The sequence below is a fragment of the Pantoea sp. Tr-811 genome, from assembly GCF_011752535.1.
Taxonomy (GTDB): Bacteria; Pseudomonadota; Gammaproteobacteria; order Pseudomonadales; family Pseudomonadaceae; genus Aquipseudomonas.
In genome coordinates this window covers 16969-37953 of sequence record NZ_VWXJ01000013.1, presented here as the reverse complement: position 1 = coordinate 37953, position 20985 = coordinate 16969, and the positions used below count along the sequence as shown (strand labels likewise).

Sequence of the window (20985 nt, the reverse complement as noted above, 5' to 3'; positions counted from 1 at the left end):
GGCACCGCTTGCGCGCTGCACCGCGAGCTTCGCTCGCTCCTACCGGATTTGTGCAGGCCCGCATGCCGCAAAAACCTCATTACAGACCAAGGGGTGAAATCCTCCCCTCCGGATGAAGTACAATCGCCCCCTTTTTACTTGGCAACGAGTAGACGCCAATGATCGAACCCAAGCGCGTCCTGCGCGCCCTAGCCGAACACTGGGCCCTGATCGAGCCGCTGTGCGAGCGTTTCGACCAGGGCACCCTGAGCCTGGTGGAACTGCGCCAGCAACTGGGCCGCCAGCAGGTGGAAAGCACGCCGCAGGACATCACCCAGCTGCTCGACGTGTGGATCCGCCTGGATATCCTGGTGCCGGTGGCCAAGAGCCCGAACCGTTTCGAGCTCAACGCCCAGATCCACGACTTCCTCGCCTACCTGCGCCGCGAGCACCGGCTGGGCCTGTGCCTGGAGATCGAGGCCTACCTGCGCCACCTGGAGCGCCTTGCCGGGCATATCCAGGATGCCTTCGACAACCGCGACAGCGACGACCTGGCCCGCCAGCTGCGCCTGCTCGACATGCGCGTGCGCGACGTGCTGAAGAAGCTCGACAACGACGAGCAGGCCCTGGTGGCCGTGGCCGAACGGGCCAAGACCAGCAACCGCCAGATTCCGCTGCGCCAGCGCTACGCCGAAGTGCTGGCGACCTGGGACGAATACGTCGAGCCGATGATCCAGCTGGTGAACGCCGACGGCGCCTTCGAACAGGGCGTGCGCAAGGTCGAGACGGTGCTGCTCAAACTGCTGGGCGAACAGGCGCGCCTGGGCCACCTGGTCGACGACGACATGCTGCTGCGCACCCACGCGCGCATCCTCGAAATGCAGACCAGCGCCCAGCTCACCCTGCGCCACGCCCGGGAACTGCTGCTGCCGCTGCGTGAAGAAGCGCGCCGGCACAACGCCGTGACCCGCGGCGCCGCGCTGGCCCTGTCGGTGATCCGGCGCAAGGGCCTGGACGCCGTGCCGCAAGCGGCCATGCCGCTGTTCACCCGCCCGCAAAGCACCTTCCTCGGCAGCGCCAGCCAGGTCGAGGCCTACGTCTATGCCCTGGCCCGCTTCGAGCCCAAGCCTGCCAAGTTCCCCAAGGCGCACAAGACCCACAAAGGCCCGCTGCCGCGCGCACCGCGCACGGTCAAGGAAATGCTCGAGCGCTGCGAAGACGCCCTGCCGCTGCCCGACCTCATGGTCTGGCTGCTGGACCAGGAGCCCGACGGCGCCACCGACGAATTGCTGTACTGGTTCTCGCGCCTGTCGCGGGAGAAGCGCTTCAAGCGCGAACGCCTGGAACGGCGCGAGTACACCACCCAGGAACACCTGGTCAGCCTGCGCTCCTTCGCCCTGACGTCCAGCCGCGAAGCGCAACCTGAAACCAACGCGAGCCTAGCCAATGCATCTTGATCTTTCCGAACTGTCCCAGCTCGCGCCGATCTTCCGCGAGCTGTTCAAGGGTTTCCACGTCAGCCGCCGCGACCCTGAAATGTACGCCCAGCTGTCGAACTTCCAGGACCAGTACCGCACCCTGTTCAAGGCCCTGGGCTTCGAGCTGGTGTGCGATACCCGCGGCTTCTACTACTTCGTGCCCGAGCAGGCTGCCGCGCAGGTCAACAAGACCGCCCAGCGCCTGTCGCTGTTCACCTTCATCCTGGTCGAGTACCTGGCCGACCAGGGCCGCGACCCGATGGCCGTGCTCGACGGCGGCAGCATCGGCCGCGACGAGCTGCCCTCGCTGCTGGACAAGTACCGCGACCTGTTCCTGCAGGCCGAAGTGCAGACGGTGGACGAGCTTGAAGAAAAGATCATGCGGCGCATGACCCAGCTGGGCTTCGCCCATGAGGAAGGCGGCATCTACCGCTTCCTGCCGCCGATGCACCGCTTCCTCGACGTGTGCCTGTCGGTGCAGCAGGACCGCGACCTGGCCGCCAGCCTGCACAGCGACCTGCCACTGCCCACCCCGGAGCTGGTGGTGGAAGAAAGCCCCGAACAACTCAACCGCACCGACGACCCGCTCGACCTCAGCCCGTTCGACGGCGAGGAAAGCGAAGAGGACGCCCTGGCCCGGGCCATCCGCGAAGAGCAACAGGAGATTGACGCATGAGCCAGGAACGCTACGGCATCCGCCGCTTCGCACTGCTCAACACCGCCGGCTACAGCCTCGGCCTGTTCCCGCTGGAGCACCCGCTGTCGGTCTACGGCGCCAACAACCTGGGTAAATCGGCGTCGATCAACGCCCTGCAGTTCCCGATTCTGGCGCGCATGTCGGACATGAGCTTCGGCAAGTACAGCCTGGAGCAGTCCCGCCGCTTCTACTTCGCCAGCGATACGTCCTACATCCTCTGCGAACTGAACCTGCCCCACGGCCCGCACGTGATCGGCGTGGTCGGCCGCGGCCCGGGCGGCGGTTTCGGCCACCAGTTCTTTGCCTACAAAGGCGAGCTGGACCTGGCCCACTACCAGAAGAACGACACCTGCCTGCGCCAGAAGGAACTGTTCACCAACCTTGAGCGCCTGGGCCTGAAGGCCTATGAACTGAAGCCGGACGAACTGCGCCGGCTGCTGGTTGGCGGCCACTCCACCTGCCCGCTCGACCTCACCCTGATTCCGCTGCGCTCAACCAGCGAGCAGAGCCTGAAAACCTTCCGCGCGCTGTTCATCAACCTGCTGCACATGCGCGAGATCACCGCCGCCAAGCTCAAGCAGCTGTTCCTCGACGCCTTCGAGCACAGCCTGCGCTCGGGCAGCGTCGACTACATCGCCGCCTGCGAGGAAGCCTTCCGCGACGTGCGCCGCATGGAGCAGGACTACAACGCCCTGGTCGCGGCCGGCCCACTGGTCGAGGCCCTGGCCGGCGGCGTGGCCCAGCGCGACATCCTGCGCGGCAAGCTGCACCGCATTTCGCCGGTGCTCGACACCCTGCTCGGCACCTGGCAGGAATACGCCATGGCGCGCAAGGAAGAGCTGGTGATCCAGGCCGAGCACTACCGTGGCGAGCAGGACCGCCTGCAGAACGACCAGCGCGGCGGCACCCAGGAACTGATGCGCCTGGAGCGTGAAATCACCGGTATCCAGCGCTGGCTTGGCGAGCTGTCGGTGCTCAAGCACCGCTTCGCCCTGGTCGATGACGTCAAGGTACTGGAACAAGGGTTGCTGGCGGCCAAGGACGCCCACGACGAACTGGCCGGTGCCCTGGCCCAGTCGCGCCAGTTCAGCGCCGAAGACCTCGACGAACGCGTGCGCGACCTGGAAAAACGCCTGAAGCAGGTCAAGCAGCAGCTCGACCACGCCGACAACAACAGCTATGCACGCCTGCGCGAAGAGTTCTCGCAGCAGGACGTCGACCGCCTGATGCGCCTGTTCAACGGCGCGCTGTTCAGCCTGCCGCTGGGCGACCGTGGCATCGAGCTGGACGACAGCGACCTGTGGGTGAAATCCCTGGAAGCGGTGCTCGACGGCTTCAAGGGCGAGCGCTTCGAGGCCCCGGGCCTGTCGATCGACCTCACCCACATCGACCCGCCTGCCCTGCAGGCCCTGGCCGACCGCGCCGCCCTGCGCGACCAGAAAGAGCGCCTGGAGAAAGAGCTCAAGCAGCTCAAGACCCAGCAATCGGTGGCTGCCGACCGCTCCGCCTCCAAGGCCCAGACCGAAACCCTGTACCAGCAGGTGCTGGATGCACAAAAGGCCCTGGAAGACTTCCGCCGCAGCGAAACCCTGGCCGCCGAGGAACCAGAAAAGCTGGAGCAACTGGCCCAGCTGGAAGCTGCCCAGGACGAGCTCAAGCGCTCAAGCGACGCCTTCACCGAGCGCGTTCAGCAGCTGTCGGCCAAGCTGCAGCTGGTCGGCCGCCAGATCGGTGACCTTGAGTCCAAGCAGCGCACCCTGGAAGACGCCCTGCGCCGCCGCCAACTGCTGCCAGCCGACCTGCCCTACGGCACGCCGTACATGGAAGCCATCGACGACTCGATGGACAACCTGCTGCCACTGCTCAACGACTACCAGGACAGCTGGCAGGGCCTGCAGCGCGTCGACAACCAGATCGAGGCGCTGTACGCCCAGGTGCGCCTGAAGGGCGTGGCCAAGTTCGACAGCGAAGACGACATGGAGCGCCGCCTGCAGCTGCTGGTGAACGCCTATGCGCACCGCACCGACGAGGCCCTGACCCTGGCCAAGGCACGCCGCGCCGCAGTGACCGACATCGCCCGGACCCTGCGCAACATCCGCAGCGACTACGACAGCCTGGAACATCAGCTGGCCTTGTTCAACCGCGAGATCAACAAGCGCCAGGTGTCCAACCTGGAAAGCTTCCGCGTGGTGCTGGCACCGAACAAGGAAGCGCTCAAGCACATCGACCAGATCATCCACAGCGCCGGCCAGTACGAAGAAGGCGAAACCCTGTCGGTGTTCGACCTGACCCAGAGCGCCGAGCAGGACAACAAGAACGAAGAGGCCAAGGAATACCTGGCCCGCCTGGTGGCCGCCAACCACAACCAACTGGGCCTGAAGGACCTGTTCGAGCTGGCGTTCGAGATCACCAAGGTCAATGGCCAGCCGATCATCCACGCCGACATCGACGGCGCGGCGTCCAACGGCACTACCATGACCATCAAGGCGCTGACCAACATGTACCTGTTGCTGCACTTGATGGACCGCGACCTGGCCGGGCGCATTCGCCTGCCGTACTACCTGGACGAGGCGGCGGACATCGATGAACGCAACCAGGCGGCGCTGCTGGAAACCAGCCTGCAACTGGGCTTCGTACCGATTCTGGCGAGCGTGAAGCCGCAGGTGTCGGCGCGCGTGGCGATTGACCTGGAAGGTGGCAGCGGGCCGAATGGCATCTACATCGACGAGGCGGACTGGAAGTACATCAGCCGGCTGGATGAGGTGAAGGCGGTTGTGCGTGAGGATCAGGCCGAGGAGTTGGCCTGATTCAGGTGCAAGGGGCCGCTTTGCGGCCCTTCGCGACCTCTGGTCGCTCCTACCGGGGAAATTGCATCTCCCTGTAGGAGCGACCAAAGGTCGCGAATGGAGGCCAAAGGCCTCCCCTGGGCCCTCAATGATTCCAAGGCAAAATCGGAATCGCGGTCACCGCATTCTGCGGGCTACCTTCAACGATGCGGTCGCTGTACACCAGGTACACCAGCGTATTGCGCTTCTTGTCCAGGAAGCGCACCACCTGCATGGTCTTGAACACCAGCGAGGTGCGTTCCTTGAACACCTCCTCGCCATCTTTGAGCTCACCCTTGAAGTTGATCGGCCCCACCTGACGGCAGGCAATCGACGCCTCCGCGCGGTCCTCGGCCAACCCCAAGCCACCCTTCACGCCACCGGTCTTGGCCCGTGACAGGTAGCAGGTCACGCCCTCGACCTTGGGGTCGTCGAACGCTTCGACCACAATACGGTCGTTCGGCCCCAGGAACTTGAACACCGTGGACACCTGGCCGATTTCCTCGGCCCCGGCCAGCATCGGCAGGGCAAAGGCTACCAGGGCCACTGCCCGCTTGAGCCCCTTCATACCAGCACCAGGTTGTCGCGGTGCACCAACTCAGGCTCGGCGATGTAGCCCAGCACGGCCTCGATCTGGTCGGAGGGCTGGCCGATGATCTTCTGCGCTTCCAGCGCGCTGTAGTTGGCCAGGCCCCGGGCCACTTCACCGCCATCCGGGCCGACGCACACCACCATCTCACCGCGACGGAAACTGCCCTGCACGGTTTTCACGCCCACCGGCAGCAGGCTCTTGTTGGCTTCGCGCAGCGCCTGCACGGCGCCGGCGTCGAGCACCAGGGTGCCGCGGGTTTGCAGGTGGCCAGCCAGCCACTGCTTGCGCGCCGCGAGCATGCCGCGCTCGGGCGACAACAGGGTGCCCAGGCGCTCACCGGCCTTCAGGCGGTCCAGCACGCGCTCGATGCGCCCGCCAATGATGATGGTGTGGGCGCCGGAACGGGCCGCCAGGCGCGCAGCGCGCAGCTTGGTCTGCATGCCGCCACGGCCCAGCGCGCCGCCGGTGCCGCCGGCCACGGCGTCAAGCGACGGGTCGTCGGCGCGGGCTTCATAGATCAGTTGGGCTTCAGGGTTGTTGCGCGGGTCGGCGTCGAACATGCCGTCACGGTCGGTGAGGATCACCAGCAGGTCGGCTTCCACCAGGTTGGCCACCAGCGCGGCCAGGGTGTCGTTGTCGCCGAAGCGGATCTCGTCGGTGACCACGGTGTCGTTCTCGTTGATCACCGGCACCACGCCCAGGTCCACCAGGGTGCGCAGGGTGCTGCGGGCGTTCAGGTAACGCTTGCGGTCGGACAGGTCGTCGTGGGTCAGAAGAATCTGCGCAGTGTGCTTGCCGTGCTCGCCGAAGCTCGACTCCCAGGCCTGCACCAGGCGCATCTGGCCGATCGAGGCGGCCGCTTGCAGCTCGTTCATTGCACTGGGTCGCGAAGTCCAGCCCAGCTGGCTCATGCCGGCAGCCACGGCCCCGGAGGACACCAGTACCAACTCCACGCCCGCTTCACGCAGCGCGACCATCTGCTCGACCCACACGGCCATGGCGCCGCGGTCGAGGCCCTTGCCATCGGCTGTCAGCAGGGCACTGCCAATCTTCACGACCCAGCGCTTGGCGCCCGTCACCTTGCTTCGCATCTTCTTCCAACCTATGTCGAATCTGTAGATACCGTGGATACAAAAACGCCGCTCCAATGAGCGGCGTTTAGTGTACTGCAACCGATCAGTCGCGCACGTAAATGATTTCCGGGCCGTCTTCGTCGTCCTCGAAATCATCATCCCAGCCATCGTCGTCATCGCCGATGTCGTGCACGCTCTTGACGCCGGTGCGACGCAGGGTACGGGCGTCGTCCAGGGCCTGCAGCTGGGCGCGGGCTTCGTCTTCGATGCGCTGGTCGAGCTCGGCCAGCTCCTCGGCGTAGGCCGGGTCGTTGGCCAGGCGGTCGGCGCGGTCTTCGATGTAGCGCATCAGGTCGTGGCTGAGCTGCTCGGTGCCCTGCTTGGAGATGGCCGAAATCACGTAGACCGGGCCCTCCCACTGCAGGCGCTCGACCACTTCCTTGACCCGCTCGTCGCGCTCGTCTTCCATCAGCATGTCGGACTTGTTCAGCACCAGCCAGCGCTCACGGTCGGTCAGCGACGGGCTGAAGCGGGTCAGCTCGTTGATGATGACTTCGGCGGCATCGGCCGGGCTGCTGCCGTCCAGCGGCGCCAGGTCGACCAGGTGCAGCAGCACGCGGGTACGCGCCAGGTGCTTGAGGAAGCGGATGCCCAGGCCAGCACCGTCGGAGGCGCCTTCGATCAGGCCAGGAATGTCGGCGATGACGAAGCTCTTCCAACGGTCGACGCTGACCACGCCCAGGTTCGGCACCAGGGTGGTGAACGGGTAGTCGGCGACTTTCGGCTTGGCAGCCGACACCGAGCGAATGAAGGTGCTCTTGCCAGCATTCGGCAGGCCCAGCAGGCCAACGTCGGCCAACACCTTCAGCTCCATCTTCAGGTCGCGCTGGTCACCCGGTTTGCCGGGGGTGGTCTGGCGCGGTGCACGGTTGGTGCTGGACTTGAAGCGGGTGTTGCCCAGGCCGTGCCAGCCGCCCTGGGCGACCATCAGCTTCTGGCCAGGGGTGATCAGGTCACCGATCACTTCCTGGGTCGAGGCGTCGATCACGGTGGTGCCGACCGGCACGCGCAGGAACAGGTCGTCGCCCTTCTTGCCGGTGCAGTCGGTGCTGCCGCCGTTGGAGCCGCGCTGGGCTTCGTGGTGACGGGTGTAGCGGTAGTCGACCAGGGTGTTGAGGTTTTCGTCGGCCACCATGTACACCGAACCACCGTCACCACCGTCGCCGCCGTTGGGGCCACCGTTCTCGATGAACTTCTCGCGACGGAAGCTCATGCAACCGTTGCCGCCGTCACCGGCCTTGACCCGAATGGATACTTCGTCAACAAACTTCATTAAAACCGCCTCTCGCCTGCGGGCGAGCTGAATACCTAAAAAACCTGAGGCTCTTGCAAAAATGAGCGCGGCGGCCCCGTACGACCGTAGAAAACCACGCCGGCAGCCCATACAAACAGCTTTGCAAGAGGCTCACCACAAACGAAAAAGCCCCGTCGCATGACGGGGCTTCTGGAGCGACGTCGCGATTAGGCTGCGACGATGCTCACGTAACGGCGCATGAACTCGCCTTTCTTCTCGAACTTGATCACGCCTTCGATCTTGGCGAACAAGGTGTGGTCCTTGCCCATGCCAACGCCGTAGCCAGCGTGGAATTCGGTGCCGCGCTGACGGACGATGATGTTGCCTGGCTTGATAACCTGGCCGCCATACATCTTCACGCCAAGGCGTTTCGATTCTGAGTCGCGACCGTTACGAGTACTACCACCAGCCTTTTTGTGAGCCATGGTTCAATTCTCCAAATAAATTCAGGGGACCTAGGCGATTAAGCCTGGATACCGGTGATTTTGATCTCGGTGAACCACTGGCGGTGGCCCATACGCTTCATGTGGTGCTTACGACGACGGAACTTGATGATGCGCACTTTGTCGTGACGGCCTTGCGAAACGACTTCGGCAACCACTTTAGCGCCGGCGACGACTGGTGCGCCGATGGTGACTTCTTCACCGTTGGCAACCAGCAGAACGCGATCGAAGGTTACGGATTCGCCAGTGGCGACTTCCAGTTTTTCGATCTTGAGGAATTCACCTTCAGCGACTTTGTACTGCTTGCCGCCGGTAACGATTACTGCGTAAGACATGGTATTTCTCCGATAATCCTGCTCACCCAGCGCTTTATATGATGAGTATTGGCTGGCATGGCTGCACGGGGCTGGAACGGCCCTGTGCAATTGCGTAAGGCAGGTGCTGCCCAGGAAGTTAGGGTGCGCGATTGTACGCAACCGGCGTTTTGCTTGCAAGTGCCGCCCCCGGCCCGCTGGCACCGCGCCTTGACACACCGGGACCTGCGACCTAGCATGCCGCGCAACCTCACTGGAGCAACCGATGCAACCCCAATCCTTCTACCGCGCGGTAGCTGACGATTTCAGCGCCGTCGACGAGATCATCAAGAAGCAGCTGACCTCGCGCGTGCCGCTGGTATCGAAGATCGGCGATTATATCACGTCGGCCGGCGGCAAGCGCCTGCGCCCCCTGCTGGTGCTGCTGTGCGGCAAGGCCCTGGGCCGCGAGGGCGACGACCTGCGCCTGCTGGCCGCGACCATCGAATTCCTGCACACCGCGACCCTGCTGCATGACGACGTGGTCGACATGTCTGGCATGCGCCGTGGCCGCTCCACTGCCAATGCCCTGTGGGGCAACGCGCCAAGCGTGCTGGTGGGCGACTTCCTCTATTCGCGCTCGTTCGAGATGATGGTCGAGCTGGGCTCGATGCCGGTCATGCAGATCCTCTCCAAGGCCACCCGGGTGATCGCCGAAGGCGAAGTGCTGCAACTGTCACGGGTACGCGACGCCAGCACCACCGAAGAGGTGTACATGGAGGTGATTCGCGGCAAGACCGCGATGCTGTTCGAAGCCTCGACCCACAGCGCCGCCGCACTGGCCGGCGCCACCGATGCCCAGCGCGAGGCGCTGCGCACCTTCGGTGACCACCTGGGGGTGGCCTTCCAGCTGGTCGACGACCTGCTCGACTACGAAGGCGATGCCGATGCCTTGGGCAAGAACGTCGGTGACGACCTGGCCGAAGGCAAGCCGACCCTGCCGTTGATCTACACCATGCGCGAAGGCACGCCCGAGCAGGCTGCACTGGTGCGCAAGGCAATCCAGAAGGGTGGCCTGGAGGATCTGGAGCAGATTCGCGAGGCTGTCGAAGCGTCGGGCGCATTGAAGTACACCGCCGAGCTGGCGCGTGACTACGTCAAGCGTGCCATCGCCTGCCTGGAAGTGCTGCCAGCCAGTGAGTGCCGGGATGCGCTGGTTGAGCTGAGCGAGTTTGCTGTCGCCCGTACTCACTGACAGACCGAGTCGCCTTCATTCGCGGGGCAAGCCCGCTCCTACACAGGATATGCGTTCCCTGTAGGAGCGGGCTTGCCCCGCGAAGCTTTTGTACGGACAAAAACACTTCCCCAGCAAAACCTTATACAATGTGGGCTTTTAACCGTCCGTCTGTTTTAAGGATCCGAAGTGAGCACTCTGCCACCCTGCCCCAAATGCAATTCCGAATACACCTACGAGGATGGCACCCAGCTGGTCTGCCCCGAGTGCGCCCACGAGTGGTCGGCCAACGGCGAAGCCGAAGCTGCCAGCGATGACGTGGTGAAGAAGGATTCGGTCGGCAACGTGCTGCAGGACGGCGACACCGTCACCGTAATCAAGGACCTCAAGGTCAAGGGCTCGTCCCTGGTAGTGAAGGTCGGCACCAAGGTCAAGAACATCCGCCTGTGCGATGGCGACCACGACATCGACTGCAAGATCGACGGCATCGGGGCGATGAAGCTGAAATCCGAGTTCGTCCGTAAGGTCTGATTACAAATTCCGCCAATTGGCACTTGCTATTCTGATAATAAGAATTATTCTCATTGGAATTGGTATCCAAGGAGAATAGCCATGACTTATCTGATCGACGCTTGGCTGGACCGCCCCCATCCCTACCTGCGCATTCTTCACCGGGAAACCGGTGAGGTGTGTGCGGTGCTTGAAGAAGAAGCGCTGGACGAGCTGCGCGACCAGGGTGACCTGGACCTGAACGGGTTGAATTCGAGCGAGCCGATCGTGCTCAAGGAGTTGGTGCGCAATTTATTTCTGTTCTGCTATGCGCGGGCGTTGCGCCCTGGGGGAGCGGATTGGAATTGAGGCTGGCAGGGCCGGCCTCTTCGCGGGGCAAGCCCGTACAAAGGAAACCTCTATCCTTGTAGGAGCGGGCTTGCCCCGCGAATGGCCTTAAGCAGGCATTACAGAACGTCGAGCAGCTCGACGTCGAACACCAGGGTGCTGTGCGGCGGGATGCTACCAACGCCTTGGGCGCCGTAAGCCAGCTCGCTCGGCACGTACAGGCGCCATTTGCTACCGGCATTCATCAGTTGCAGGGCCTCGGTCCAGCCCGCGATCACGCCACCCACCGGGAATTCAGCCGGCTGGCCACGGTCGTAGGAGCTGTCGAACACGGTGCCGTCGATCAGGGTGCCGTGGTAGTGGGTACGCACGTTGCTTTCGCGGGTCGGCTTGGCGCCTTCGCCAGCGGTCAGCACTTCGAACTGCAGGCCCGAAGCCAGGGTGGTGACGCCGTCACGCTTGGCGTTCTCGACCAGGAATTCCTTGCCAGCGGCAGCGGCCGCTTCGGCCTTGGCAGCCGCTTCGGCTTGCATCACTTCGCGGATCACCTTGAAGCTGGCCGACAGGTCGGCTTCGCTGACGCGGCTGTCGGCACCGTTGAAGGCGTCGGTCAGGCCGGCCAGGATGGCTTCCAGGCTAACGCCCGGTGGCGGGTTGTCGCGCAGTTGGCCGCCCAGCTGGCGGCCGATGCCGTAGCTGACGCGCAGTTCGTCGGTGGACAGGTTGAGTTCGGACATTGTCATGCTCCACTGCAGGGCGCAGTGAGGCCGCGCCCTTGATGAAAAGGGCGAGCAGCCTAGCACACTGGAAGCAACGCGAGCAGCTACCAGGCCGAACGCTGGGAAATCGGCACTTTCAGGTCTTCTTCAGGGTGCGAGCCCATGCCGCACATTTCATCCTGCACCGACCAATGCACCAGGTTCATCGAAACCATCGGGATGGTCTGCAACAAGGTGCGTGCATCTTCCACCGAATGCACCCGCAGGCGTTCGCCGCGGATATCGGCCAGGGGGTGCGCATGGCCTTTGACCCGCGCCTCGATCAGGTAGTCGCCGCCTTCGATGGCGATCAGGTTCAGTTCGTCGACATGGCCGGCCCTGGCCTCGGAGTTGAGTTGATGCAGGTTCATGAGATCACCTCGCGATGGGAACCACGCATGAGTGCTCATTTTTTGTACGGGCAAGGGGATTAGACAAGACCCCGCTCGTCAGTTGGTGTGGGAGCGGGCTTGCCCGCGAAGCAGGCACCGCAATGGATGGCACGGGCTGCGCCCGTGTTCGCGGCGGTTCGACGCCTCGACAAGCCCGCTCCCACAAGGACCCTCACAGGCCTCAGTGCTTGGTCAGCTTGTCCAGGTAGCCCATGCAGAAGGCCGAGATGACGAAGGTCATGTGGATGATCACGTACCACATCAGGTAGTCGGTGGAGATGTTCTGGGCATCCATGAACACCCGCAGCAGGTGGATGGAGGAAATCGCCACGATGGACGCTGCCACCTTCATCTTCAGCGACGAGGAGTCCATCTTGCCCAGCCAGCTGAGCTTTTCCTTGCTTTCGTCGATGTCCAGCTGCGAGACGAAGTTCTCGTAGCCGGAAATCATCACCATCACCAGCAGGCCGCCCACCAGCGACATGTCGATCAGCGACAGGATCACCAGGATCAGGTCGGCCTCACTGAGGGCGAAAACGTTGGGCAGAACGTGGACCACTTCCTGGAAGAACTTCAGCGCAAGCGCCAGCAAGCCCAGGGACAGGCCGAAATAGATGGGTGCGAGCAGCCAGCGCGAGGCATACATCGCGTTTTCGAGAAAACGTTCCATGGAGGGTTTGGGACTCGTCAGGTGACTGGAAAATCGAGCGCGAGTATAGCCAGCCACCTGTGACAGCAAAAGCCTGCGGCCAGTTGCCGCAGCGAGCAGGATGTATGCTCAGGTTTCAGGATGGAACTGATAGTCCCCGAGGTTACGGCAGCGCTCGCCGTTGATCCGGCGCAACTGCGCCTGCAGGTGCAGGCACCAGATCTGCGGGTCTTCGGCCACCTGGTAGCCGTGCAAGGTCAGGCTGTCGACGATGGCATTGAGCACGGATTCAGCCACCAGCGGCCCATGGAACGGGCCCTGGGACTTGATCGCCGAGGGTTGTTCACCGGCCATGCCGGCGGCGAACAGCAAGGTCCACATGCCATTGTCGCCGGCCAGTGGGCGGATGCTGCATTCGATGCGGGTCACCAGGCCCAGGCACTGGCGAGTAAGGCTGAGGTTGCGCATGGCCGCGTCCCCTCCAATAAGCCCTGTGTCAGCCCGGAACCTCCAGGCTGTTTCCATCCTGAACCCTGATACCGTCCTAAGTTCCAGCATAGAGGAAACGGCTGAAAAGATGGAAAACCGGCGCTGAACGGTAGCACATGGCCGCCAGCGCCGGTTTATTGACTCAGGCTGGCTTGGCCTGGGCAATCACCTCTTCCAGGCGTTCCTTTTCCGCCTTCTCGATCTCTTCCTCGCTGATCATTTCAGCGATCTCGCGCAGGCGCTCGACCACCCGGGCGTTGACGCTGCCCTCGGTGAACAGGCCCTTGTCATCCAGCACCCCGGCCTCCTCGCCCACCAGCAGGCTCAGCGCCTCGTCGGCCTGGCTGACCGCGTAGACGTGGAACATGCCGTTCTCCACCGCCTGCAGCACGCGCTCGTCGAGCATCAGGGTGGCGACGTTGGCACGCGGGATGATCACGCCTTGCTCGCCGGTCAGGCCACGGGCTTCACAAAGGCGGAAGAAGCCCTCGATCTTCTCGTTGACCCCACCCACCGCCTGCACTTCACCAAACTGGTTGATGGAGCCGGTGATGGCGAAGCACTGCTTGAGCGGGGTGCGCGACAGCGCCGAGATCAACGTACAGGCTTCGCCCAGCGAGGCGCTGTCGCCGTCCACGTAGCCGTAGGACTGCTCCAGGGCGATGCTCGCGGAGATCGCCAAGGGGAATTCCTGGGCGTAGCGGCTGCCCAGGTACCCGGTGAGGATCATCACGCCCTTGGAGTGGATCGGCTGGCCGAGGTTGACCTCGCGCTCGATGTCGACGATGCCACTGCCGCCGGGGTACACGGTGGCAGAGATGCGCGCCGGCATGCCGAACGCCGAATCACCCACCTCCAGCACGGTGAGGCCGTTGCACTTGCCAATGGCCGCGCCTTCGCTGTCGATCAGGATGATGCCGGCGAGCATGTCGTCGAGCACCCGCTGCGACACACGCCCGGTGCGGGTGGCCTTGGCCTTGAGCGCACGCTCGATGTGGCCGGCGTCGGTCATTTCGTCACTGGCCAGCTGGCGGATGAAATCGGCCTCGCTGACCAGCTGGAACAGGTCGCCGATGCGCGCCGACAGGCGTGACTGGTTTTCCGCCAGGCGGGCGCTGTAGGTGGCCAGGCGCGCCACCGCATCGCTGGTCAACGGCGCCATGCCCTCCTCGTTGGTGCGGGTGCGCAGCAACTGGGCGAACTGCTCGAGGTTCTCGTCGACCATCGGCATGTCTTCGTCGAAGTCGACCAGCACCCGGAACATCTCCTGGAAGTCCGAATCGTGGTCCTGCAGCGCGTAGTACAGCTGGCGAGAGCCGATGATTACCAGCTTGACGTTCAGCGGAATCATCTGCGGCTGCAGGCTCACCGTGGCCACGCGGCCCAGCTCGCCCAACGGCGATTCCATCTTCAGCTTGCGCGACTGCAGGGCGCGCTTGAGGGCATCCCAGACGAACGGCTCACCGAGCATCTTCTCGGCTTCGAGAATCAGGAAGCCGCCGTTGGCGCGGTGCAGCGCGCCGGGGCGCAGCTGGCGGTAGGAGGTATAAAGGGCGCCCTGGTCGGTGCTGTACTCGATGCGCCCGAACAGGTTGTCGTAGGTGGGGTGCGGCTCGAACACCACCGGCGCGCCGCCATCGGCATGGTGGCCCACCACCAGGCTTGGCGCGTACTGCTCTTCGAGCAGCTTGCGGGCAACCGCGTCGGTCTTGCTGTCATCGACCAGTTGCTCGACCACCGTGCGCAGCAGGTTCAGTTGCACGGACTGCAGGTAGGCGCACACGGCGGCGTTCTCGGCGTACTTTTCCGACAACGGCGCCAGCAGCGGCTGCAGGGCCAAGGTGATGGTTTCTTCGTTGAGCTGGCGCAGCTGGTTGTTCGATTCGCGCTTCCACTGGGGCAGGCTGGCCAGCTCCTCGTTGAGGCGTTCCTCAAGCAGGGCGATGTCTTCGTGGAACTGCTCGCGCACCGCCTCCGGCAGTTGGGCAAACTCGGCCTCGTCCAGCGCCTTGCCGTCGGCCATCGGGGTGAAGGCCACGTTGCTGGCATCGCGGTAGAGGGCCACGTCCTTTTCCAGCGAAGCACGCTCGATCACATCCAGGGCGCGGTCGTAGCGCTGATTGAAGGCACGGTCGATGGCGCCTTTCTTCTGCTGGTAGGCCGGGTGCTCGAACACGGCCGGGAAGGTTGCCAGCAGGTTGTCGATCAAGCCGTTCATGTCGGTGATGAACTCGGCCGCACTGCCCGATGGCAGCTCCAAGGCGCGGGGCTCGCGGGTGTCGTCGAAGTGGTTGACGTACAGCCAGTCGGCCGGGGTGTGCTGACGCTTGCCCTCGGCCTTGAGGTAGCGCTTGACGAACGAGAAGCGACCGGTGCCTGGCTCGCCCATCACATACACGTTGTAACCAGGGCGCGGCATGGCCACGCCGAACTGCAGGGCCTCGACAGCACGTTCCTGGCCCAGGACTCCGCGAAACGGCTCCAGATCGTCGGTATTGGCAAAGGCAAACTGCTCGGGGGAGAAACGCCGGGTCAGGGCTTCAGGCGCGAGACGCAGGCGCGCAGCGACAGGATCGGGCATTGGGTTTCCTTACTTCGGCGGGGCAGATACGCAGCATTCTGGCGCTGCCCGCGCGCGCCTTGCAAGGCTCGGCAGGACTTTATGATCGCAGCGGCAATGCCGTCATCTGCGTGCAAATTTTTCGCAATCAACAACGCAACCTTTAGATCATGCCTAAACTCCAAGCTGCGCGGGTGGGTGAAACGCTTTCCCGACCTGGCAACCGAGTTGCCAGTATCCCTGACCCTTGGTTAAGACAAATAGAGAAAAACGCTATGAAACGGATTCTTCTGGGTACTCTGTTCACCGTGGTCTCCCTCAATGCCCTGGCCGAGGCGCCAGGCGGCCCGAACTGCGGCTGGGGCAACATGCTGTTCGAAGGCCAGCGCGGCACGCCGGCCCACTTCCTGGCCTCCACCACCAACGGCACCTCCGGCAACGCCACCTTCGGCATGACCTCCGGCACCAACGGCTGCTCCACCAAGGCTTCGCTGACCTACGGTGGCAAGTCGTGGTTCGCCATGAATGGCATGATGAACGAGCTGTCCGAAGACATGGCCATGGGCCAAGGCGAAGCCCTGACCACCTATGCCGTGGTGCTCGGTGTTGCCCCACAGGACCGCGCCTACTTCAACTCGGTTACCCACCAGCACTTCAACCAGATCTTCAGCAGTGCCGACGTGACTGCCGAAACGGTCCACAGCAACACCCTGGCCGTTCTGAAGAACGACCCACGCCTGGCCAAGTACGCCACCGAGGCCTGAGTGCAGTGCTTCCCGCCCCGGCCACTGGGGCGGGCTTCACCTTTTTTCGGCATCGTTCAGAAGTAGTTGCCCGATATGCTCAAACGCCTCGCTTCCCTGGCGCTGCTGGCCTGCGCCCCGGTTCACGCCACGCCCTTGCTCGATGATGGCCAGGTGCGCCAACTGGCCAACACGCCCTACTGGCACGCCCTGGGGCATTACGAAAGCGCCAAGCTTGGCGGCTGGCGCAGCTATGTGGACGACCGCAAGTTCTTCCTCGCCGAAGACGGCGCGCACCACCCCGACCAGGAACTGCGGGCCACGGTACAGGCGCTGTACGCCCCGGCCAGCCTTGGCGACCAGCACGCCCAGTGCGTTTTCCCTGCGCGCACCCGCTGGCTGCGCGAGCAACTTGGCCTGCAGAACCTGCCCCAACCCAACTGCCAGGCATTCAAGGCCTGGTATGAATCGGTCGACCCGCACAGCGCCGCGTTGATTTTCCCGGCCGCCTACCTGAACAGCCCGTCGTCGATGTTCGGCCACACGCTGCTGCGCATCGACCAGTCCAACACCCGCAGCGACGACACCACCCTGCTGAGCTACGCCATCAACTTCGGCGCCTACATCGAGGGCAGCGACAACAGCATCCTGTATGCCTGGAAGGGCCTGATGGGCGGCTACCCGGGCCTGTTCGCGCTGATGCCCTACCAGGAAAAACTCTCCGAATACCGCAGCCTGGAAAACCGCGACCTGTGGGAATACCAACTGGACCTGACGCCGGAAGAAACCGGGCGCATGGTCGAGCACGTGTGGGAGCTCAAGCAGATCCAGTTCGATTACTTCTTCTTCGACGAGAACTGCTCGTATCGCCTGCTGGAACTGCTGCAGGTCGCCCGGCCAAGCCTGGACCTGACCTCGCAGTTCCCGCTCACCGCCATTCCCACCGACACGGTCAAGGCGGTGAAGCAGTCTGGCCTGGTGGCCAGCGAAACCTACCGCCCCTCCCGTGAGCGCGAACTGCTGGCCCGGGCCGAGCCACTGGAGCCTGAAGAAAAGCGCCAGGTGCTGGCCGTCAGTGCCGACACCACGAACTTGCAAAGCCCCGAATTCCAGGCCCTGCCCCGCGAGCGCCAGGCCTTGGTGCAGGATGCGGCCTATCGCCTGGAGCGTTACCGGGCCAACGGCCAGGAACGCGACCCCGGGCAGGCCAAGCGCAGCTTCGAGTTGTTGCGGGCGATCAACAGCAACCCGCCACCGCCCTTGCAGATCGAGCGCCCCGGCCTGCCCGAGGACGGCCACGATTCGCGCACCTGGCAGCTGGGCGTGGGCACCCGCGAAGACCGTGCCTACGCTGAGTACGGCCTGCGCATGGCCTACCACGACCTCAACGACAACGCCTATGGCTTCCCGCTGGGGGCGCAAATCGAAATCCTGCAGCTCAAGCTGCGCCAGTACGAAGGCAACGACTGGCAAGTACAGCGCCTGGACCTGGCTACCATCCGCTCGCTGACGCCGCGCAACGCGCTGCTCAAGCCTTGGTCCTGGCAAGTAGCCGGTGGCCTTGAGCGGGTGCCGGGCAAGCATGATGACGAGGTGCTGGTGAGCCATGTGAATGGCGGCGCTGGCGGCACCTGGCAACTGGCCGACAACGTGCTGGGCTTTGCCCTGGGCACGGTGCGGGTCGAGCACCACAATGATTTTGCCGGGTTCATCGCCCCAGCGGCGGGGTTCAACGGCGGGCTGCTGTGGCGCAACGGGCTGGGCAACCTGACGCTGGAAGCCAAGGGCGACTACTTCACCAATGGCGAAGTGCGGCGCAGCCTGAGCCTGAACCAGCAGTGGGAAATCAGCCAGAACCTGGGGCTGAGGTTGAGTGCATCGCGTGAATACAGCCACCTGGCCACGGCGCAGAACGAGGTGATGCTGGAGGTGAAGTGGTATCACTATTGAGTCGAGGGTCGCGGCCATTCGCGGGGCAAGCCCGCTCCTACAGGTGCGGGCTTGGCCCGCGCTCGATGACCACACTGTGACCCAACCGACTCTTTGACACTGTTTTGACATCGGCCTGACAAATTGCCACCTAGACTTTGCGGTATCTCTCCAGGGGTTCAGGTGGTCATGTCGCGGTACGGGTTGGGCTTGTTCATTGCCTTGTTGCTGGCGGGTTGCGAAACCACCCACGAGCAGATGGTCAACCACGGTTATCCCCCCGCCTACGCCGATGGCTTCCAGGACGGTTGCAGCAGTGGCCGCCAGGCCGCTGGGCTGATGGCGGGCGATTTTCGCAAGGACGTGCCGCGCTACCTGCACGAGCGCCCCTACGAAAGCGGCTGGGACGATGGCTTTCGCCAGTGCCAGGCCATGCAGAACAGCGAGGACGAGCGCCAGTACCGCGAACGGTTCTGGGACGAGCGCGACCGCCAGTGGCAGCAGGAAAAGGACCGCGACGCAGCACGTGCCTACCGCCGCAATTAGGTCGCAAACGGACATTCATTGAAACCGCCAACCTGCCACCATGGTCTTCTGCACCCAGGAGGCCAACCATGAGCCGAGCATTCGTCAACGAAGACCAGGCCGCCGCCCAGGCAGACCAGCCGGTGGAGCGCCGCATCAGCGACCAGCCCAACTACGTCACTGCCAATGGCCTGCACCAGCTGCAGCAGCGGGTGGCGCAGCTCAATGCCGTGCGCAGCGAGCTGCAGGCCCAGGGTGACCGCGCCGACAAGCAGCGCCTGGCCGATACCGAGCGCGACCTGCGCTACTTCAGCGCCCGGGTGCAAAGCGCCCAGGTGGTGCCGGCGGCAACGTCCCAGGGCAAGGTGCAGATCGGCAGCCGGGTGCGCTTCGTCGATGAGCACGACCAGGAACAGGTGGTGCAGCTGGTGGGCGAGGATGAGGCCGATGCCGGGCGTGGGATGATCAACTGGGGGTCGCCGCTTGGGCGGGCGTTGCTCGGGGCGGGGCCTGGGGATGAGGTGGTGTGGCGCAGGCCGGTGGGGGATCAGGTGATTGAGGTTGTCGAGATTGGGTGAGGTGTAAGGGGCTGCTTTGCAGCCCATTCGCGGGGCAAGCCCGCTCCTACAAGGGTTTCGCGAGGCTTGTAGGAGCGGGCTTGCCCCGCGAATGGGCCGCAACGCGGCCCCGGCGATCTCAGATCAGACCACACCCTGGGCCAACATGGCATCGGCAACCTTCACAAAGCCGGCAATGTTCGCACCCTTCACGTAGTTGACCGTGCCATCGGCCTCTTCGCCGTAATGCACGCACGCATGGTGAATCGACTGCATGATGTTGTGCAGCTTGCTGTCCACTTCACCGGCAGTCCACAGCAGGCGCATGGCGTTCTGCGACATCTCCAGGCCCGACACGGCCACGCCGCCGGCGTTCGACGCCTTGCCCGGTGCGTAGAGGATGCCTGCCTCGATGAACAGGTCCACCGCCGCCAGGGTGGTCGGCATGTTGGCGCCTTCGGCCACGCAGATGCAGCCGTTGCGCAGCAGGGTGCGGGCGTCTTCCAGGTCCAGCTCGTTCTGGGTGGCGCACGGCAGGGCGATGTCGCACGGCAGGCTCCACGGCGTCTGGCCCTTGCGGTACTCCAGGCCGAACTGCTCGGCCAGCTCGCTGATGCGGCCACGCTTGACGTTTTTCAGCTCCATCAGCGCATCCCACTGGGCGTCGGTCAGCCCGGCTTCGGCGAACAGGGTGCCTTCGGAATCCGACAGCGAGATCACCTTGCCGCCCAGGTCCATGACCTTGCGCGCAGCGTACTGGGCAACGTTGCCGGAACCGGAAATGGCCACGCGGCGGCCATCGATGCGCTTGTCCTGGCGCTTGAGCATTTCCTCGGCGAAGTACACGCAGCCGTAGCCGGTGGCTTCAGGGCGGATCAGGCTGCCGCCGTAGGTCATGCCCTTGCCGGTCAGCACCGAGGTGAACTGGTTGGCCAGGCGCTTGTACTGGCCGAACATGAAGCCGATTTCGCGGGCACCTACGCCGATGTCACCGGCTGGCACGTCGCAGTCGGCACCGATGTGGCGGTACAGCTCGCTCATGAAGGCTTGGCAGAAGCGCATCACTTCGGCATCGCTCTTGCCTTTCGGGTCGAAGTCCGAGCCGCCCTTGCCGCCGCCCATGGGCAGCGAGGTGAGGGAGTTCTTGAACACCTGCTCGAAGGCCAGGAACTTGAGCACGCTCAGGTTCACCGACGGGTGGAAGCGCAGGCCGCCCTTGTATGGGCCGATGGCGCTGCTCATCTGGATGCGGTAGCCGCGGTTGACCTGCACCTTGCCCTGGTCATCCACCCACGACACGCGGAACAGCACGGCGCGCTCGGGCTCGACCATGCGTTCGAGGATGCCCGACTGCAGGTAGTGAGGGTTGGCTTCGAGGAAAGGCCAGAGGGTGCGCAGCACCTCTTCCACGGCCTGGTGGAATTCCGGTTGACCCGGGTCGCGTTGTTGCAGACGTGCAAGGAAATTGTCGACAGATTCGATCATGGTAGACATCTCACCAAGAGGATTGGACTTATTGGTTTTTTCTGGAATGTACCAAGAAGCAATCGCACTGGAACAGGGCAAAATGTCGTTTTT

At 63.9% G+C, this 20985-nt stretch carries 22 protein-coding genes; 11 read left to right on the top strand and 11 right to left on the bottom strand.

Features of this window, described 5'->3' with window-relative positions; genetic code table 11:
• The first annotated feature begins 158 nt into the window (after positions 1–158).
• From mksB to mksF, 3 genes are read left to right on the top strand one after another with little or no spacing between them, the layout of a single operon-like run.
• The gene (mksB, locus tag F3J44_RS19375) at positions 159–1436 is read left to right on the top strand and encodes an Mks condensin complex protein MksB (RefSeq protein ID WP_205300004.1); all 1278 of its coding nucleotides are present in this window, start codon (positions 159–161) and stop codon (positions 1434–1436) included.
• The gene (gene mksE / locus F3J44_RS19370; RefSeq protein WP_167059083.1) at positions 1426–2133 is read left to right on the top strand and encodes an Mks condensin complex protein MksE; all 708 of its coding nucleotides are present in this window, start codon (positions 1426–1428) and stop codon (positions 2131–2133) included. The genes mksB and mksE overlap by 11 nt, the downstream gene beginning before the upstream one ends.
• A complete protein-coding gene (mksF, locus tag F3J44_RS19365; protein ID WP_167059086.1) occupies positions 2130–4961 on the top strand; it encodes an Mks condensin complex protein MksF in 2832 nt (943 codons plus the stop codon). The genes mksE and mksF overlap by 4 nt, the downstream gene beginning before the upstream one ends.
• 124 nt (positions 4962–5085) lie before the next feature.
• Here the strand turns inward: mksF and F3J44_RS19360 are convergent, their stop codons facing one another.
• The 5 genes from F3J44_RS19360 to rplU form a co-directional block, all read right to left on the bottom strand.
• Positions 5086–5547, bottom strand: a complete 462-nt coding sequence (locus tag F3J44_RS19360) for a CreA family protein (protein WP_167275129.1) — start codon at positions 5545–5547, stop codon at positions 5086–5088.
• Positions 5544–6662 carry a glutamate 5-kinase gene (gene proB, locus F3J44_RS19355; RefSeq protein ID WP_167059092.1) on the bottom strand — a complete coding sequence of 373 codons (1119 nt, stop codon included), beginning with the start codon at positions 6660–6662 and terminating at the stop codon, positions 5544–5546. The genes F3J44_RS19360 and proB overlap by 4 nt, the downstream gene beginning before the upstream one ends.
• A gap of 85 nt (positions 6663–6747) precedes the next feature.
• Complete coding sequence (cgtA, locus tag F3J44_RS19350) at positions 6748–7977, bottom strand: Obg family GTPase CgtA (protein WP_167059095.1); 1230 nt, start codon at positions 7975–7977, stop codon at positions 6748–6750.
• A gap of 188 nt (positions 7978–8165) precedes the next feature.
• Positions 8166–8423, bottom strand: a complete 258-nt coding sequence (gene rpmA, locus F3J44_RS19345; protein ID WP_003247464.1) for a 50S ribosomal protein L27 — start codon at positions 8421–8423, stop codon at positions 8166–8168.
• 38 nt (positions 8424–8461) lie between these two features.
• Complete coding sequence (rplU, locus tag F3J44_RS19340; protein WP_003247466.1) at positions 8462–8776, bottom strand: 50S ribosomal protein L21; 315 nt, start codon at positions 8774–8776, stop codon at positions 8462–8464.
• 244 nt (positions 8777–9020) lie between these two features.
• Here rplU and F3J44_RS19335 point away from each other — a divergent pair, with 244 nt between their 5' ends.
• The 3 genes from F3J44_RS19335 (at position 9021) to F3J44_RS19325 (ending at position 10826) form a co-directional block, all read left to right on the top strand.
• The gene (locus tag F3J44_RS19335; protein WP_167059100.1) at positions 9021–9989 is read left to right on the top strand and encodes a polyprenyl synthetase family protein; all 969 of its coding nucleotides are present in this window, start codon (positions 9021–9023) and stop codon (positions 9987–9989) included.
• Between the two features lie 168 nt (positions 9990–10157).
• The gene (locus F3J44_RS19330; protein ID WP_167059102.1) at positions 10158–10499 is read left to right on the top strand and encodes a zinc ribbon domain-containing protein YjdM; all 342 of its coding nucleotides are present in this window, start codon (positions 10158–10160) and stop codon (positions 10497–10499) included.
• An 81-nt stretch (positions 10500–10580) separates the two neighbouring features.
• Positions 10581–10826: a hypothetical protein gene (locus tag F3J44_RS19325; protein WP_167059105.1), complete on the top strand. Its 246-nt coding sequence runs from the start codon at positions 10581–10583 to the stop codon at positions 10824–10826.
• A gap of 98 nt (positions 10827–10924) precedes the next feature.
• On the opposite strand, the gene F3J44_RS19320 is transcribed toward F3J44_RS19325, so the two are convergent.
• The 5 genes from F3J44_RS19320 to F3J44_RS19300 form a co-directional block, all read right to left on the bottom strand.
• Positions 10925–11542, bottom strand: a complete 618-nt coding sequence (locus tag F3J44_RS19320) for an FKBP-type peptidyl-prolyl cis-trans isomerase (protein ID WP_167059108.1) — start codon at positions 11540–11542, stop codon at positions 10925–10927.
• Positions 11543–11628: 86 nt separating this feature from the next.
• Positions 11629–11934 carry a DUF6482 family protein gene (locus tag F3J44_RS19315; RefSeq protein WP_167059110.1) on the bottom strand — a complete coding sequence of 102 codons (306 nt, stop codon included), beginning with the start codon at positions 11932–11934 and terminating at the stop codon, positions 11629–11631.
• Between the two features lie 202 nt (positions 11935–12136).
• On the bottom strand, positions 12137–12625 hold the full coding sequence (locus tag F3J44_RS19310; RefSeq protein ID WP_167059113.1) for a TIGR00645 family protein: 489 nt from the start codon (positions 12623–12625) through the stop codon (positions 12137–12139).
• Positions 12626–12733: 108 nt separating this feature from the next.
• On the bottom strand, positions 12734–13072 hold the full coding sequence (locus tag F3J44_RS19305; RefSeq protein WP_167059115.1) for a hypothetical protein: 339 nt from the start codon (positions 13070–13072) through the stop codon (positions 12734–12736).
• Between the two features lie 163 nt (positions 13073–13235).
• The gene (locus tag F3J44_RS19300) at positions 13236–15674 is read right to left on the bottom strand and encodes a Lon protease family protein (protein ID WP_167275125.1); all 2439 of its coding nucleotides are present in this window, start codon (positions 15672–15674) and stop codon (positions 13236–13238) included.
• On the opposite strand from F3J44_RS19300, the gene F3J44_RS19295 reads away from it, so the two are divergent.
• From F3J44_RS19295 to F3J44_RS19275, 5 genes are all read left to right on the top strand, one after another.
• Positions 15674–15820, top strand: a complete 147-nt coding sequence (locus tag F3J44_RS19295) for a hypothetical protein (RefSeq protein WP_167275123.1) — start codon at positions 15674–15676, stop codon at positions 15818–15820. The two genes, F3J44_RS19300 and F3J44_RS19295, sit on opposite strands and share 1 nt — an antisense overlap.
• 108 nt (positions 15821–15928) lie before the next feature.
• A complete protein-coding gene (locus F3J44_RS19290) occupies positions 15929–16417 on the top strand; it encodes a DUF3015 domain-containing protein (RefSeq protein WP_167059120.1) in 489 nt (162 codons plus the stop codon).
• Positions 16418–16492: 75 nt separating this feature from the next.
• Positions 16493–18346, top strand: coding sequence for a DUF4105 domain-containing protein (locus F3J44_RS19285; RefSeq protein ID WP_167275120.1), 1854 nt, complete (start codon positions 16493–16495; stop codon positions 18344–18346).
• 162 nt (positions 18347–18508) lie between these two features.
• Positions 18509–18871: a hypothetical protein gene (locus F3J44_RS19280; protein ID WP_240158431.1), complete on the top strand. Its 363-nt coding sequence runs from the start codon at positions 18509–18511 to the stop codon at positions 18869–18871.
• A 68-nt stretch (positions 18872–18939) separates the two neighbouring features.
• Complete coding sequence (locus F3J44_RS19275; RefSeq protein ID WP_167059125.1) at positions 18940–19428, top strand: GreA/GreB family elongation factor; 489 nt, start codon at positions 18940–18942, stop codon at positions 19426–19428.
• Positions 19429–19551: 123 nt separating this feature from the next.
• Here the strand turns inward: F3J44_RS19275 and gdhA are convergent, their stop codons facing one another.
• Positions 19552–20892 carry an NADP-specific glutamate dehydrogenase gene (gene gdhA, locus F3J44_RS19270; protein WP_167059128.1) on the bottom strand — a complete coding sequence of 447 codons (1341 nt, stop codon included), beginning with the start codon at positions 20890–20892 and terminating at the stop codon, positions 19552–19554.
• Positions 20893–20985: the final 93 nt, after the last annotated feature.